The following is a 16534-nucleotide window of genomic DNA, read 5'->3' on the forward strand; positions in this document are numbered from 1 at the left end:
AAAAACGAAGGAAGTGATTAGGTATTTAGTTAGTACCGGCGCGCAGGCGAAGTTCCGAAAACGCTTTGATCTAAGCTGTAGCGGCCCGGTCCAATGAAGAGCAGGCTGAAGAACAGAATGGCCGCTTCCAAGGCATGGGAATAGCCTGCAAAACCGTCACCCGACACAAAGTGCATGTAGGCCGCTACCAACATGGTACAAAACATCAACACCATGGCCGGACGGAAAAACAAGCCCAGAATCATCAGCAATCCACCGCCTGCCTCGGCGAAGGAGGCTAAGAAGCCCCATATGACAGCGCCCTGCGTAATGCCTAGTGTGCCCATGGCTCCGCCTACTTTGGCCCACATCTCGGGACCGCCCGTTATTTTTGGCCAGCCGTGCACCATGAACATAATGCCAATGCCCACCCGGAGAATCAATAACCCGAGGTCTTGGTAGCGGTAGTTGTTTTTTAAAAGTTGCATGTTAGTGTAGGAGCGGTGTTTGGTAGTGTGGTTAAGAATATCAGGCTAAAATCTGAAAAAAATCTTTACCATGGTGCATCCCTCTTCAGGAAACCCTGTCTTTAGACTACAAGCATCAAAAAAGTAAGAAAGCAGAAACCTAATCTGGAACTACTTTTAACCTGACTCACCAAAAACCAAAACCAAACGCATATGAAAAACTTGTTCTTTTTCCTGTTAGCTTTCATAGCAGTACCTGTATCATTGTGGGCACAGACCACGGTTCCTGCCTCTGAGGTGATTGCCAAAATTAACCGCGGTGAGCGCGTAAACTACAAAAATGTAACCATCACTGGTCTTCTGGACCTGACACAGTTGCAGAACAAAACGCAGGTAACCAATATCAACAAAGGCAATGACGCCATTACCCCTCAACGCGAGTACCTGAGCAAGGTAACCGCGCCGCTTACCTTTGAGAACTGCACCTTTCAAGGCGACGTTCTAGCCTACTACAACCCAGACAACATAGAAGGGGAGAATATTAAACTAGAAAAACGCGACCTGAAGAATGAAATTTACAACACAGATTTTGAAGAAGCCGTGACGTTTGCCAATTGCGTGTTTGAGGGCAAGACTGCGTTCAAGTATTCCAAGTTTAAAGACGCCGTTTCCTTTGCCGGAAGCACCTTCAAAAAAGAGGCTCTGTTCAAGTACATGAAAGTGCAGGAGTCCGTGGATTTCAGCAAAGCCAAGTTCCTGGGCGATGCCACGTTCAAGTATGTCAAGTTTCCAGAGGCGGCTGCCTTCAATGGCGCCACGTTTGCAGATCTTGCCAATTTCAAATATGCTGAGTTCAACGACGGAGCAGATTTCCAGAAGGCTCGTTTCACCGGCTTCGCCGATTTTAAATACTCCCAGCTGAAAGGCAATGTGAAGTTTGCCGGCGCCACCCGCACGGGTGACTTGGATGTGAAATACGCCAAAGTCAACAACTCCAAGCCTAGCACTTCTATGATTGAAGTTGCTAAGTAAGATGTAAATAACAACAGAAAGGGCGGCTACTGTGAAGTGGCCGCCCTTTCTGTTTCTGAAGGATTTAGAAGTTAGAAAAGCATCACGCTGGTCACCTTAGTATCACCAGGCACGGTGTTTAGCTTCAGCTTTGACACTTCAGGGGCTGGCATACTACTTACATCCAACACAAAACTCATCTTGCTATCCTCTGAGATGGCTACAAAATTGCCTTCGCCTTGGGCTACACTTTTGATGTTCATAGCTGCCTTTAGGTCTTTGTAGGTAGAGCCGATGCCAATACCGCTTTGGGTTTTAAAAGCCGGGTTGAGTACGGTGATGCGCCAGACTTTGCAAGCCGTTCCTTTGCATTGCTGTTCCACGCGCATATCGGTGCGGTTGCGTTCGCCTAGCACTTCATAGGCTTTCACGGCAGTGCCTTCCTGTTGCAGTTCCACTTCTTTGAGTTTGTTGTAGCCGTATTGTTTTTGCAGTTCTTCAATGGTCATCCCAATCTTAACGGCGCCGGCCTGACCTTTCTGAATGCTCAGGTTAAATAGTGGGTTTTCTGCACTAGGCGCTTTGCTGGCCGAGGTAGAGGTGCCGGCAGAAACGTCCTCTGCAATGACGGCTTCCATGGCATTGTCGTCCATGGTTTCGGTCTCAGTAGCATCTGGTTCTGGCGTTAATTCTTCTTCTTTGGCTTCTTCAGCGGCGGCGGCAATTGAATCTTCTTGGGTAGTAGTGGTGGTCGCGTTGTCGGTGCCACAAGAGGCTATGAATAAGCAGGTGCCTAAAGCAAGGAGGGTCTTTCTCATAGTGGTCAAAGTATTGGGCAGCATAAGTACGAGTTATAGAAAGATAACGCAAGGGTAGGAGGTAAGTTGCTTTGCTCTTTTTTGGCGATGGCGCGTATTCAAGGTAATTTGGCGTCGCATTTAATCCTTGAAGACATGGCAAAGAAGCCTCTGATTTTAGTATCTAATGATGATGGTATTACGGCACCGGGTATTCATACGCTGGTGAAAGTAATGCGCAAAATAGGTGACGTGGTAGTAGTAGCACCAGACGGACCGCAATCTGGCATGGGACACGCCATCACCATTGGTGACACTCTTCGTCTGGACCGTTCACTCATCTTTCCAGAGTTGGAGGCCTATGAATGCTCCGGCACGCCCGCCGATTGCGTCAAGATTGCCAAGCACCATGTCTTGAAGGATAGAAAACCCGACTTGGTAGTAAGCGGCATCAACCACGGTTCCAACTCCAGCATCAGCGTCTTGTATTCTGGAACTATGTCGGCAGCTATTGAGGCGGCCATTGAAGGTCTGCCGGCCATTGGTTTCTCATTGTGTGACTACGGCCATGATATTGACTTCTCACATACAGAAAAGTACGTGGAAATGATTACGCGTCAGGCGCTGGAGTTTGGGATTCCGCACGGCGTTGCCTTGAACGTCAACTTCCCGAAGAAATCTGATAAACCCATTGCCGGGGTGCGGGTGTGCCGTCAGGCGCGCGCCAAATGGGAAGAGGAGTTTGACGAGCGCAAAGACCCCATGGGCCGAAGCTACTATTGGCTCACCGGTAACTTCGTGAACTTTGACAAGGGCGCCGACACGGACGAGGCCGCCCTTGCCGAGAACTACGTCTCTGTAGTGCCCTGCCAGTTTGATATGACCGCCGCCTTCGCCATTGCCCAACTTAACAACGAGTGGAACCTGAATCCAGAGGTAAAGCCTTTCAAAGGTTCCAAGACCATGGAAAGCGGTCACGAGGAGGGGTAATCCGTTTTTGACCTGTTTTCTAAAAAACAGGTCAAAAACGGAATTGTTATCGAACTCTCTTCCGCCACTAAAATAAAAAGGCTGCCCCATCTCTGGAGCAGCCTTTTTTTATAAAGCTTGAATAAAATTATCCTCTTGGGTTCAAGGCCTCTGTGATTCTGTCAGAAAGGTCTTGCAAGTGGTAGTTGCTCAAGGCATCTGTCTGGGTAGAAGCAGACTTGATCATGCTGTTGATGTTGCGTAACTCAGCTTTAGCTACGGAAATCACATCACTCTGCCCGATGGCCATGGTGGGTGCAGCAGTACCTCTACCGGCACCAGCGGCTGCTTGCGCAGCGGTTGGGGCTGGAGCTGGTTTCACCAATTCAATCAGTTCTTCTACGTAGATCTTCTGAAGGTTACGACGGTACACGTCAATGGCTTGCTTGTTCTTCAGTTCTTTGAAGATAGAGCCGTTCATGTCGGTGAAGAAGTCGGTTACCTTGTAGGCTTTGTTACCATCCATGGCTTCAGCGGCAATCAGTTTAGTGAGCGTGTTCTGGCTTACCAATCTGTTCAAAACTGCCTGCTGGCTTCTAGAGATGATCACCATTGGGTTAGCACCGGTGTTGTTCAACACGGCCGGGCTTAACAACCAAGTTGGCGTGGTAAACAATTGCTTATCTAGGAACGTCATGGCTTCTTTTTGGGTAGCCGCTGGCGTGCGCTCATAGATAAAGCCTTCTTGTTCTACCGTCTTCGGGTTCTCATAGATACCACCAATGTTTTTGGCCACGTGGCCCATGTAGCGGTTGAACTGACCGGTTAACTGACCATAGATGTTCTCCAGGTTCTCGTAGCCTTCGTTCTCAGACTTGGTCCACTCTGGCAACTTGGCCAACGTGCGCTGCAGGTTCTTGATACCGTACTCAGAGGCTTTCATGGCGTTGTCGCTCAAGTCTTCGTTCTGAGAGTGTGGATCATCTGGGTTAATCTCCGTCCCGAACCAGTTACGGCGGTTCTTCAATTTCTCCATGGTCATCTTGTTCAAGACCGGAATCTCATCCTGCGCATTCTTGGCGTTTGGCAACACGCGGTAGCCCCACTCAATGGCCCAGTTGTCATAGTCGCCAATTCTTGGGTAGATGCCTTTAGAAGAGATGTTGTCTTCTGGCTGTGCCACGTAGTTAAAGCGAGCGTAGTCCATGATAGAAGGCGTATGGCCATTGGCCTCAACCCACTTCTTATCACGCAGGTTTTCTGTAGGAACCGTTGAGCTTGAGCCGTAGTTGTGACGAAGGCCTAAAGTGTGACCCACTTCGTGTGAAGACACAAAACGGATCAAGTCACCCATCAATTCTTCAGAGAATTCCATTTTACGGGCACGTGGGTCAATAGCGGCGGCCTGGATAAAGTACCAGTCACGTACCAATTTCATCACGTTGTGGTACCAGTTAATGTGGCTTTCCATGATCTCGCCGCTGCGTGGGTCAGAGATAGACGGACCGCTGGCATTAGAGATTTCAGAAGGCTTGTATACAATGGCAGAGTGACGGGCATCGTCTAGACTCCAGTTTGGATTCTCTTTGGCGCTTGGGGCCATTTTACCAATGATGGCATTCTTGAAGCCGGCTTTCTCAAAGGCTTTCTGCCAGTCGTTCACACCTGCAATCAGGTAAGGCACCCACTGCTTAGGCGTAGCGGGGTCAATGTAGAAGATGATAGGTTTGATAGGCTCTACCAATTCGCCGCGCTTGTACTTGGCCATGTCCTCAGGCTTAGGCTCCAGTCTCCAGCGCTTCACCATTTCAATTTCCTTCACGCCTTGTGGGTTGGCGTCAAAGTCTGTGTACCCAACGGTGAAGTAACCCACGCGTGGGTCAAAGAATCTTGGCTGCATGGGCTTCTTAGGCAATACAACCATAGAGGTGTTGATCTCAATAGTAGAAGAACCGTTCAACGTAGAACCCGCCGCGCCACCTGCAGGGGCTGCCCCGAAACCAGTGGTGGGAGGCGTCAAGACATACGTCTTCACGGTAGTTACCTCAATGTTGGTAGGGTAGCTTCGAACGTTTTGGATGTAGCTACGGTCAGAGAGGAAGTTACCCAGTCTGAAACGGGTCTTGCCCGCCGCATTGCTGAAGGAGAAAATCTCGTTCTCGCCTTTGATGTAATCGGTTACATCTACCACCGTGCTCTTGTTGTTTGGTCCATAAGCGGCCACGTTGAAGGCGGCTACTATGGCCTGCACGTTAGAACGCTGTACACTCTGGTACATGCTCTTGGTGCTGTCTGGGCTGTAGGTGGCGTAAGAGATTTTGCGCATGAAGATGCGGTCATCCGGCCCTTTCTCAAACATGATGACGGCAGAACCAATCTGGTCACCGGCGTAGCCAGAGGCAGAACGTACTTCGGCGCCGGCTTTGGAGATACGGTTTACTACCAATAGCTCACGACCCAATACAGAGTCTGCCAGCTCAAAGAAGTACTTGTCATCTACTTTGTGCGTCTTGAAAAAACCGGCTTTTGACACGGCTTTGTCAGTGATCACGTCAGCGTATGGCTTCGGTTTGGCTTTGGTGTTGGCAGTGCCTGCCATGCCGGCGGCTCCAGCTACCCGGCGCGTTGAGTCGGCGGGCTGGGTGCGGCCTTGGGCCATAGTCGCTCCTGCAACAGAGCCAACCAAGCCGAGGGTTAATAAGAATTTCTTCATACTTGTGGTATGGGGTGTTTTGTTAGTAAAGGATTTGTTTGGTGTGATGGTGTTTTGCAACCTGGGTTGCAAGCAATAGACAAGCGCCCGCGTCAAAGGTTTAATGCCCAAACCCGCTTTTTGAAACTTTATTTTATAAAATAAGTAGCGGTCTGCCGTTTAAGCCAAGCAAGCGTTAATCGTTTGACTTTGTATAGCTTAAAGGTGAAGTCGTTTTTGGCTTTTTTTCCAGAAAACAAGCCAAAAACGACTTGGTCTGTTAAAATATAAAAAGCCCTAGCCAACATCTGGAAAGGGCTTTTTATTGTATCGGGTTTTTAGGAATCTAATTAGCGGAGATGGCTTTCACTTTCTTGAAGTTCTCTACGGGGCCAATGTGGGTTTTGCCCACCGTGAAAAAACTTCTTTTCAATTTCACTTCAATGGGAGCCAAGGCTTTGGTGATGTCTGAGGTAACCACTTTCTGGTAGAACTCTTTGGCCTCTTTAGAAGCACCTTTCTCAAAAGCGTGGGTAGAATGCTTTTTGGTGATAGGCTGGCCCGGAATGATTTGGTAAGAAGTAGTAATTACCTGGTACTTGGGTAAAAAGGGTTTGATGGCTTTGCGTAAGATTCGTTTCATATTATACTTATATTCTTGTCTGCACTGGGAGTGCTATTGGTAAAGGTAATCCATAAATTTTCATTTTTAGTTCAGTGCCTCAGGACTCCAATGAAGATTCTTGTAAAGATGAAATAGAATATGACTTAATGAATATCTATGTTTTTATATATTGTTGAAGTTGAGCGATAAATGAATTTGCTGAAATTAGAAAGGATTAGACCATAGGTGCCGTTATGTATTTTCTGATGGTTGTTTTTCTCAACAAAAAAGACCTGACGCAGTGAGCGCCAGGTCTTCTATTTCTACAAATTAAGAGGTCTACTGGATAGCAGAATATTCCTTAAGGGTAGTCAGGGGGGTAGCTTGAACTTGGTTTCTGTATGCGGCCCACTGCGTGCTGAAGAAAGCGTTGATCTTGGCCAGCGTCTCGCGGGTGAGGGTTTCTGCCTGTTCCACCAGTTGGGTCTCTGTAGAGGTCAAGGGTTCAGTGCGTCCATTGATGTACGACCGTGCCTCGTTTAACTTAGTGATAGCCGTCTGGTAGAACGGACGGCCGTAGCCTTGCCTTTCCAAGCCTTTCCCGAAGAGCGATTCACGGTGTAGTTTAATGGAATCTTGCATGGCTTTGGTAGTACGCAGCAGCGCCGCCGTTTCTTTGCCAGATTTGTCCTTTAACTGGGCCAAGAGATTGTCAGTGGCTTCTGAGGCTTCCTGGATGCGATCTGCCGCCGTTGTAATCTGTTTGATGCTGTTGTTCAAGCGTTCCTGCAGCGCTCTGCGGGCAAGCATGTTCTGCTGGTTGTACGGTACACGCGGGTCAGGCTTTACAGCTAACAGGGTAGAGTCTTTGGCCCCGGCATATTGGAACACCAGTTTGTAGGTGCCCGGCAGCACCTGGTTGCCAGACGGCTCACCACCGCCTCCGCCACCTCCGCGCTGGGGTTGGGTCCGGTTGACCGGCTGTTTGATGCCGCGCTCCGTCAGGTTCCAGCTAAACTTTTGTACGCCCAAGGTAGAGTCTGGCACCTGGCGCAAGGTCCTGATGAGTTGGTTGGCCTCATTGAATACACGCACAAACAGGGTGTCTTTTCTATTGGAGGTCTTGGGTGCCAACGTGTCTTTAGCCGGAAGTGAAACAGCCTGTACCGCACCCGTCTCCATGTTCTTGGTAGTGGTGGCTTTTGGCTTCTCCTTCTGCTTTCTCACGTCTGCGGCTTTGGCCACTGGCGTATTCCGTTTAGGCTGAATGTAATAGGTAATCTGCGCGCCCGAAGGACGGTTAGGTGCCTGGTACAAATTCTCTGACTCGTTCATGCTGCCCGGGGCCTGACCATAACTGGCCAAGAAAGCCTCTGAAGGAGCAAAAACCGCCAAAGGCTTTTCTAAAGTTTTTGCTTGGGTAGAAGCCAATTGACGCAACGGTCTGATGTTGTCTAATACATAAATGCCGCGGCCAAATGTGCCAATCACCAGATCCGCTTCTCTTTCCTGCATCACCAGGTCCATAGTAGGCACAGAAGGGTAACCGCTGGTCCACTGTGCCCAGTTCTTGCCTTCGTCTGTGCTTACCCATAAGCCATGTTCCGTGCCGGCAAACATCAGCTTGGGCTCCACGGGGTCTTGTAAGAAGGACAGCGCATACCCACGCACCTGTTTCTCATTCACCAGACGCGTCCAGGTCTTGCCAAAGTCGGTGGTCCTGAAGATGTACGGGTTAAAGTCTTTGCCCATGCGGTAATGGTTGGCTACTACAAAGGCCTCGCCGGCGCGGTGCTTAGAGGCGGTGATCTGCGGAATCCAGGCTTCTTTGGGGAGGCCTTTGATGCGGTCACGCACGTTGGTCCAGGTCTTGCCGCCGTCTTGGGTCAACTGCACATTACCATCATCGGTGCCCACCCAAATGACGCCTTGTTGTTTGGTGTTAGGCGCGATGGTTAAAATGGTATTGTGGTTCTCTGCACTGGTCACGTCCAAGCTTAATCCGCCGCTCAAATTCTGCTTGTGGTGCTCTGGGTTGTTCAAGGTCAAATCTGGAGACACTAGTTGCCACGTCATGCCTTTGTCTGTGGATTTGTGCAGGAACTGACTGCCGTAGTACAGGGTGCCGTTGGTGAACGGGTCAAGCGCAATGGCCGCGTTCCAGTTAAAGCGCAAACGCGTCTTCACATCTGGGTGCGTGGGTTTGATGTTGGTTGAGTTGTTAGTGACTTTGTCATAGCGGTTTAAGCTGCCGCCCTGTGACATGGCATAGCCGTAGCGCGCATTCTCCGGGTCTGGTACCACGTCAAAGCCGTCGCCGCCCAAAACGTTCATCCAGTGCAGGTTTCTAATGCCACCGTTGCTGAAGGTATACGCCGGACCGGTCCAAGATCCGTTGTCCTGCAGGCCGCCGTAGATATTGTAAGGTACTTCGTTGTCCACGTTCACGTGGTAGAATTGCCCAATAGGAAGTCCCTCTGGGTAATACCAGGTCTTGCCGCGGTCTTGACTAATAGCCACTCCGCCGTCGTTTCCATCAATGAGGTGGTTGGGGTTGTTGGGGTTGATCCAAAAGGCATGATGGTCGGCGTGAATCTGCTCCAGGGTGGCAATTACCTTGAAGGTTTTACCGGCGTCCTCACTCACCGCAATGGGCTGATAAATCATGTAGACGCGGTTCTCATTCTGCGGATCCACAAAAATCTCATTGAAGTAGAAGGCGCGGTTGGTCACAATAGAAGGGTCTTCGGTGACTTTCGTCCATTTCTCGCCTCCGTCATCTGAGCGGTACAGTCCGTTCTTGGTGGCTTCAACTAAAGCGTAGATTCGGTTAGGCATGCTACGGCTAATGGCCAAGCCCAAACGCCCGAAGTCGCCGGCTGGCAAGCCGTCAGTCACGCCTTTCTTCTTCCAGGTCTTTCCGCCGTCATAGGTGATGTACAAGCCAGAACCCGGCCCGCCCGATTTGAAATCCCAAGGCGTACGGCGGTGTTCCCACATGTTCACCACCAGTTTGTTGGGGTTGCTAGGGTCCATGACCATTTCGGCCACGCCAGATTTCTCATTGGTGAACAAGATGCGCTCCCAAGACTGCCCGCCGTTGGTAGTTTTGTACACGCCGCGCTCTGGATGGTCACCAAACGGCAAGCCAATCACGCCCGCGTACACAACATCTGGGTTGGAGGGGTCAATGAGGATGCGGTGGATGTTAAAGGTCTTGTCCAGGCCCATGTGCTTCCAGGTACGGCCCCCGTCAATGGTTTTGTAGATGCCGTTGCCCATATTCACCGAGTTCCGGGGATTGCCTTCGCCGGTGCCCGCCCATACTACGCTGGGGTTGCTCTGCTGAATAGCCAGTGAGCCAATGTTGATGTTGGGTTGCTCATCAAAAACAGGATAGAAGGAGACGCCTCCGTTCTCGCTTTTCCAGACGCCGCCCGCGGCCGCGCCTACATAGATGATCTCTGGGTTGCTGACCACGGCGTCAACGGTGGTGATGCGTCCGCTCATGGCGCCCGGCCCAATGTTGCGGGCCTTCATCTGCTGGAAAACGGCGGTGTTCAATTTCTGGGCCTGCGTCTGCCATACCCCCAAAAAGGACAACAGCAGAAACAACGAAGCGTGCTTCTTCATATAAGTGAAGGAATAGGTTTGTTGGTTAGATTGGTGATTCAATATAGGTAAAGTTGTGAAGCGCAGACAAAAAGAAACCCGTTTTCAGCCTAGTTTCTAGATACTAGGCCGAAAACGGTTTACGATCTGATGTATAGTTGAATTACTAATCTGTATTAGCAGGTGCTGTTACAGGTACTAGATTGGTTCTCTCTACCTCTAGCACTCTTCCGTTCTGGTCCAGCTTAATGGGGAAAATCAATTTGAAGGGAACAGCTTCTTTATTCTGGTAGGCCGGTGTAAACCGCTTGAGTTGATTGATTACTTCTACTAAACGGGCATCAATCACTGGGTTAATTCCTTTTACTACTTTGGTTTCGCCAATATTAATAATGCCATCTGGTGTAAGAGTAGTGGTAATCAAGACCATGGGATTAGGCCCCAAATATGTTATTCCGCTAGGTGCCTGGTATTTGCGTTTAATGAAAAGGTTTAAATCATAATGGCCGCCGGGGTAGAGAGGAAGAATCTCAGTTACCATATACACGCCCTCATCTGGGGTGATGGTAATCTCTGGAGATGGCGTCAGAGGCATTGGCTGTTTAGGTGGCGTTATTTTAAATGGTAGAGTAAACTTTACCCTTACGTTCTGGCCATTTTGCTGGCCGGGAGTCCAAGTGGGCATGCTTTGTAATGCACGTTCAGCTTCCTTCTCCAAAAGTTTAGGCCCACCCTTAAGTTTAATAATGTCCGAGACTCTTCCGGTTGTGCCAATGATAAAGCTGTAGACAAGGTGTCCTGTGAAAGAATGGTTTGTCAACTCCTTTGGATATTTAAACTGTGAACTCAAGTATTGATGTAAACCTTCTCTGCCTCCCGGAAACTCAGGCATCTGCTCAACAGCTACATATACTTTTGTAGTATCTATTTGTGATTGAGCTAGAGTCTGCGTGGTGTCTTGCGCGTAAGCTTGGCTTGTGAACAGGAAGCAAAGTGCAAATGCCAGCGTGCGCAAATAAAACTTCGTAAATTGGGAGAAGGGTAGCATACAAGAGTGTGCTTTTGTTGGGTAGAGACAGATAATGACTTTGAAAGAAAAACCGTTTTCGGGCTGCTTTCCAGAAAACAGACCAAAAACGGTTCTAAAGGTTTAAATTCTAAATATTATTTCTGCGCGCCTTCCAGCACTTCTTTCACATGACCCTTGGCATCTACCTTGATGGGCAGTACCATTTTGTACACCACGTTCTCCCCGTTCTGCTTGGCCGGGGCAAAGCTAGGAAGCGAGTTCATCACTGTCACCATGCGCTCATCCATGCCGTAACCCATCCCTTTAAGAATCTTGGTTTCTTCCTTTCGTACAGAACCGTCTTTGTTGATAATGACGCTGAGAATGATGGTACCTTCCATCACCTTGTCCGTGAGTTGCATGGTGGGCTTAAAGTTCTTTTTCAAGTAAGAAGTGAGGTCCTTGTTGCCACCCGGAAAGGCAGGGGCTACCTCTGTGGCGATGTAGATTTTTTCTTCTGGGGCGCTGGCATTGGCTTCAGGTAGAGGAGTGCCGGGAATTTTATACGGAAGGGTGTATTTTACCCTTCTGGCCTTGCCGTTCTGCTGGCCTGGCGTCCAGGCGGGCATGTTCTGCAAGACCCTGGCAAACTCTGCATCTACCAAGGGATGCACGCCTTTGACTTTTTTAAGGTCATGTACCTTGCCCGTGGCCCCAACGGTAAAGGAAAACTGGATAGTGGTAGCCGTATTGTCATGCTGAAGGCTGGCAGGGTATTGAAAGCTGCTGTTCAAATACTGGTACAAGGCATCTTGTCCTCCCGGAAACTCGGGCATTTTCTCTACAAAGTTATAGACTCTGGAAGTGTCTTCTTGAGCAGTAGAGCTGGTGATGGAAGCAGCTGTTTGCGCCTGTGTGGCAAAAGAGAAACAAAGCAGCAAGGCCAGACTGGTAACTACAGCCTTAACGGGAGAAAGAGAAAGCATAGGGTTTGTTGTGATTTAGTCCTGAAAGATAAGAAAGAGAATCTTTAATCTCAGCCTTAGGCGCTTACTGTAATTTAAAATCTACCTGAAACCGCAATTGCCTGTCCCTTTTCAAGATATAGGACAGCACTTTTTTATCTGGTGACAATTGGATCGTCCATTCATTAGTGGCTACTGCCGGAAGAAATTGGACCGTAAAAGCGTCTGCGGGAAAGCTTTGGCGAAGGAACAAACCATTGGTGGTAGGACCGTAATGCGCAGTCGCAAGGATACTTCTTACTGGAGAAATATCCCGAGTTCCTTGCCTGCAAAAGAAACACCGTAGTGCAGTAGAGGATTTATCGTGGTGATCTTTCAGGGCTTTAATAAACTAGTTCTGGTCCTTGTAGAATGGAGCTTATGCTAGTCAGAGGTCCAACAAGGATTGAAGATTGAGGAACATGAAAGCTGGTTTGACAGACGGTGCAAAGTTTTGTAAATTATATTTGATTCTGATGGCCACTAGTTCTCCCGTTTTTAGCCTGATTTCTAGGAATAACTCCGAAAACGGAACGCTCACCGCACAGCCTTTTTCTGTATCTTCCCATTCAAACTCGCTCTATTCTTATGAAAAAGATATTTTACTTATTAGGTATAGGCTCATTGTTAGCTACCACGCCCGCCTTAGCGCAAACACCATCCGTCTACAAACCACAAGAGCCACTGGCGCATACCTATTCCATCGTGGCCCGTGACCCGGCCACCGGCGAGATGGCAGTGGCTGTGCAGAGCCACTGGTTTTCGGTGGGTACCTCGGTGAGTTGGGGCGAGGCCGGCGTGGGCGTAGTAGCTACGCAGTCGTTCACGAACAAGTCCTTCGGGCCGCGTGGCTTGGCCTTGATGAAACAGGGAAAGTCTGCGCAGGAAACCTTAAAGATTCTGCTTTCTGATGATGAAGGCCGCGAAGTGCGCCAAGTCGCCATCCTGGATGCCAAAGGAAACGTAGCCACGCACACCGGCAACAAATGCATCAAGTATGCCGGGCACATCACGGGCAAACAGTTTTCGGTGCAGGCCAACATGATGCTCTCTGACCAAGTGTGGCCTGCCATGGCCAGAGCCTTTGAGCAAAACGCCCACCTCCCTTTGGCCGAACGCGTGCTAGCCGCCATGGATGCCGCCGAAGCCCAAGGTGGAGACATACGCGGCAAGCAGTCGGCGGCTTTGATAGTAGTATCTGGTAAAAAATCGGACCAGCCCTGGCAAGAGCGCCTCATTGACCTGCGCGTAGATGATAACCCCGTGCCCTTGAAAGAATTGCGGAGGTTATTGACTGTGCAACGCGCCTACCAGCACATGAACAACGGTGACTTGGCCGTGGAGAAGAACGACATGGCCCTGGCCATGAAAGAATACAGCGCCGCTGAAGCCCTTCAGCCCGACAACTTGGAAATGCAGTATTGGCATGGGGTCACCTTGGCGAACACAGGGAAAGTAGATGAGGCAGTGAAGATTCTGGCGCCGGTGTTTAAGGCAGATAAGAATTGGCTCATTTTGACGGAGCGTCTGCCAGAAGTGGGGTTGTTGACGGTGTCGCCGGCGGATTATAAGAAGATTTTAAACGCGAAGTAAAGCTTCATTAATTTGAGTCCCATCTGTTCACTTGGTTTGGCTGTTCGTGAGTATTGTGGCTTGTTCCGGTGCGTACTCACAGTCTTGTTTCATCTCTTCCGCTAAGCGCTCACGGCCGCGGGGCCTCGTCCTGGCCCTTCGCACTGCTGTTGTACTCTGGGCCTGTGGGGCCCCGCCCTGCCGGGCGACGAAACAACAGAGGCGCTCAGGACCAGGACTGGCTTGGGTTCCAGTTCTGTAATGGCCTAATGGTGGGTTTGTTGCTTGTTGGTAAGTACGGGTACTGTCCCTGCAGAGGCATGCGTGCCAAGGCACGGTTTGCTTGATCTGCTTTACCGTGGCCATGGTTCAAGTCTGCGACTTGGACCCATGATAGGGCAGTTTGTAACTGCCTCGTAACACTTGCTTTTACCTGCGCATTCCGTCCCCCTTTGAAGGGGGTAGGGGGATGACGAGCCCGTCTTTGATTTAGGCTTTCTGCTCCTTCGTTTTTAGCCTAATTCTCAGAAAATAGCCCGAAAACTGGAGTAGTGGGTAACGTGAGGCGGTATATTTTTAACTTTTTATTTCGCATTCAGAATTCTTCCTGCTAACTCGGGGCATAGAATTCAAGACGCAAGACTTTCATGATATTTCCTTCTTTAAAACACTTGACGCTGGCGGGATTGCTGGCGGTTTCTTTGGGTGCTTCGGCGCAGAACCAAGACTCTTTGCACATCCGTAAAATTTACGACGAGGCGCTGGCCAACGGCAAGAGCTATGAGCAGTTGCGGTATTTGACCACCCGCATTGGCGGGCGTTTGAGCGGTTCTCCGCAGGCGGCCGCGGCCGTGGAGTGGGCCCGTCAGGAGATGGAGAAGATGGGCTTAGACCGGGTGTATTTGCAAGAGGTGATGGTGCCACACTGGCAACGCGGTGAGAAGGAGGAAGCCTACATTGTCAACTCCAAGATTTCGCCTAACCAGCAAGTGAATGTGATAGCCTTGGGTGGCTCGGTGCCTACGCCTTCGCAAGGCTTAACTACTGAGGTAATAGAAGTGAAAAGCCTGGACGAGTTGCAGAAACTGGGCAAACGCAAGGTGCAGGGCAAGATTGTGTTTTTCAGCAGGGCGTTTGACCAGACGCATATTCATACGGGCTTGGCGTACCGCGGGGCGGTAGACCAACGTTCGCAAGGACCATCTGCCGCGGCTAGACTTGGGGCGGTGGGTGTAGTGGTTCGGTCCATGTCTTCTGCCTTGGATGATGAGCCGCACACGGGCGGTTTGCGCTATGCCGAGGATGCGCCCAAGATTCCGGCGGTGGCCATCTCTACCAAAGGCGCCGAATTGCTGAGCAAGTTGTTAAGCGAAGACAAAGACTTGAAACTGCATTTAAAAGTCAATTCCAGATGGTTGCCTGACGTGCTCAGCTACAACGTGATTGGCGAAATCAAAGGCTCAGAAAGACCAGACGAAATCATAGTGGTAGGCGGTCACCTGGACAGCTGGGACAACGGCCAGGGCGCCCATGACGATGGCACCGGCTGTGTGCAGTCCATGGAAGTATTGCGCATGATGCGCGCCATGAACTACAAACCCAAGCGCACCATCCGGGCCGTTATGTTCATGAACGAGGAGAACGGTCTGCGCGGCGGAACCAAATACGCCCAAGAGGCCAAAGCCAAAAACGAAAAGCACATCGCCGCCTTGGAATCTGATGGGGGAGGGTTCACGCCAAGAGGCTTCAGCATGGATGCTACACCAGCCGTGTACCAGAAGATTGTCAGCTGGAAGCCTTTGCTGGCACCCTATGGCCTGCATGAAATCACCCAAGACGGAGGCGGGGCAGACGTGACGCCGCTCAAAGCCAACGGTGCCGCCGTCATGGAGTTTGTGCCCGACTCCCAACGCTATTTTGAGATTCACCACACCGCGGCAGACACCTTCGACAAAGTAAACCAGCGCGAACTGGAACTAGGCGGCGCCTCCATGGCCGCCTTGATTTACCTGATGGATAAGTACGGGTTGTAAGAATTAAAAGAGTTTAACTTCAATTGCTATTATCAACTGCATATTAGAAATGATATACAAGAGTTTAGACGTAAGCGGTGAGCATAAAGTAATTGGGGTTAGAAATGGGTTTTACCAGATTGAACTTGAAAAGAAAAATTTTAAGAATATCAAAGGAGAGGACCAGTTTCACTTGCAGTTTCCACAGGACCCAAGAATAGAACTAGGGCTGGACAGGCCTTTACGGTATAAGCTTCTAAGAGGTGGGAGGGTGAATGACTTCATGAATTTTTGCTACTACATCAAGGCCATTCCTTTCATGGTAAGTGAGAAGGTGGTAACTGTCTTAACGGAACTGTCACTGCCAGATTATTCCTTGGTGGATGTGGACATCACTAACTATGATAGTGAGAGCAAGTTCTATTTATTAAGATTTCCTTTCACAGAATTAGATAGGGTCAACTGGCCAGAATCTGTGATTTACACGGGTTCTGAGCTTCTGGGGAAAAACTATCTTAATATTAGAAGCTATGATGATTATGTTGATTTTAGGCAGAAGTATCATAAAGTAACAGATTTTGAAAAGATAGTGCTTCATAATCTTCCGGCAGAATTTGACATCATATGGGTAAGAGGTGCGGGTATTTTTATTTCACCAAATGCCGAAGAAATCTTTGAACTTAACAAACTTACTGGGATTGATATAGGATGGAAAAAGCCCCAAACTATTGAAATACTCTATCCTTAATGGTACCCTTGCCTAAAAATTAAATAATAGAAAAGCCGGTGACCCAATCACCGGCTTT

The 16534-nt window shown here is 49.6% G+C and carries 12 protein-coding genes; 5 read left to right on the forward strand and 7 right to left on the reverse strand.

Annotated elements, in window-relative coordinates:
* Positions 1-29: 29 nt before the first annotated feature.
* Positions 30-467: a DoxX family protein gene (locus tag TH61_RS10615; RefSeq protein WP_066508987.1), complete on the reverse strand. Its 438-nt coding sequence runs from the start codon at positions 465-467 to the stop codon at positions 30-32.
* A 192-nt stretch (positions 468-659) separates the two neighbouring features.
* Here TH61_RS10615 and TH61_RS10620 point away from each other — a divergent pair, with 192 nt between their 5' ends.
* The gene (locus TH61_RS10620) at positions 660-1478 is read left to right on the forward strand and encodes a pentapeptide repeat-containing protein (RefSeq protein WP_066508989.1); all 819 of its coding nucleotides are present in this window, start codon (positions 660-662) and stop codon (positions 1476-1478) included.
* Between the two features lie 71 nt (positions 1479-1549).
* Here TH61_RS10620 and TH61_RS10625 read toward each other — a convergent pair whose 3' ends face one another.
* Positions 1550-2275: a hypothetical protein gene (locus tag TH61_RS10625; protein ID WP_157600680.1), complete on the reverse strand. Its 726-nt coding sequence runs from the start codon at positions 2273-2275 to the stop codon at positions 1550-1552.
* Between the two features lie 135 nt (positions 2276-2410).
* On the opposite strand from TH61_RS10625, the gene surE reads away from it, so the two are divergent.
* Entirely contained in the window at positions 2411-3244 is an 834-nt protein-coding gene (surE, locus tag TH61_RS10630; RefSeq protein WP_066512784.1) for a 5'/3'-nucleotidase SurE, read from the forward strand.
* A gap of 127 nt (positions 3245-3371) precedes the next feature.
* On the opposite strand, the gene TH61_RS10635 is transcribed toward surE, so the two are convergent.
* The 5 genes from TH61_RS10635 to TH61_RS10655 form a co-directional block, all read right to left on the reverse strand.
* Positions 3372-5936: a zinc-dependent metalloprotease gene (locus TH61_RS10635; protein WP_066508994.1), complete on the reverse strand. Its 2565-nt coding sequence runs from the start codon at positions 5934-5936 to the stop codon at positions 3372-3374.
* A 325-nt stretch (positions 5937-6261) separates the two neighbouring features.
* Positions 6262-6558 carry a hypothetical protein gene (locus tag TH61_RS10640; protein WP_066508995.1) on the reverse strand — a complete coding sequence of 99 codons (297 nt, stop codon included), beginning with the start codon at positions 6556-6558 and terminating at the stop codon, positions 6262-6264.
* A gap of 300 nt (positions 6559-6858) precedes the next feature.
* Positions 6859-10152: a hypothetical protein gene (locus TH61_RS10645; RefSeq protein ID WP_066508996.1), complete on the reverse strand. Its 3294-nt coding sequence runs from the start codon at positions 10150-10152 to the stop codon at positions 6859-6861.
* 145 nt (positions 10153-10297) lie between these two features.
* Complete coding sequence (locus tag TH61_RS10650; RefSeq protein ID WP_066508997.1) at positions 10298-11179, reverse strand: energy transducer TonB; 882 nt, start codon at positions 11177-11179, stop codon at positions 10298-10300.
* A gap of 116 nt (positions 11180-11295) precedes the next feature.
* On the reverse strand, positions 11296-12126 hold the full coding sequence (locus TH61_RS10655; protein WP_066508999.1) for an energy transducer TonB: 831 nt from the start codon (positions 12124-12126) through the stop codon (positions 11296-11298).
* 606 nt (positions 12127-12732) lie between these two features.
* Between TH61_RS10655 and TH61_RS10660 the strand changes: the two genes are divergently transcribed.
* The 3 genes from TH61_RS10660 (at position 12733) to TH61_RS10670 (ending at position 16476) form a co-directional block, all read left to right on the forward strand.
* Positions 12733-13737: a DUF1028 domain-containing protein gene (locus tag TH61_RS10660; RefSeq protein ID WP_066509001.1), complete on the forward strand. Its 1005-nt coding sequence runs from the start codon at positions 12733-12735 to the stop codon at positions 13735-13737.
* A 626-nt stretch (positions 13738-14363) separates the two neighbouring features.
* Entirely contained in the window at positions 14364-15749 is a 1386-nt protein-coding gene (locus tag TH61_RS10665) for a M20/M25/M40 family metallo-hydrolase (RefSeq protein ID WP_066509003.1), read from the forward strand.
* A 49-nt stretch (positions 15750-15798) separates the two neighbouring features.
* Positions 15799-16476 carry a hypothetical protein gene (locus TH61_RS10670; RefSeq protein WP_066509005.1) on the forward strand — a complete coding sequence of 226 codons (678 nt, stop codon included), beginning with the start codon at positions 15799-15801 and terminating at the stop codon, positions 16474-16476.
* Positions 16477-16534: the final 58 nt, after the last annotated feature.

This window comes from Rufibacter sp. DG15C (assembly GCF_001577755.1).
Taxonomy (GTDB): domain Bacteria; phylum Bacteroidota; class Bacteroidia; order Cytophagales; family Hymenobacteraceae; genus Nibribacter.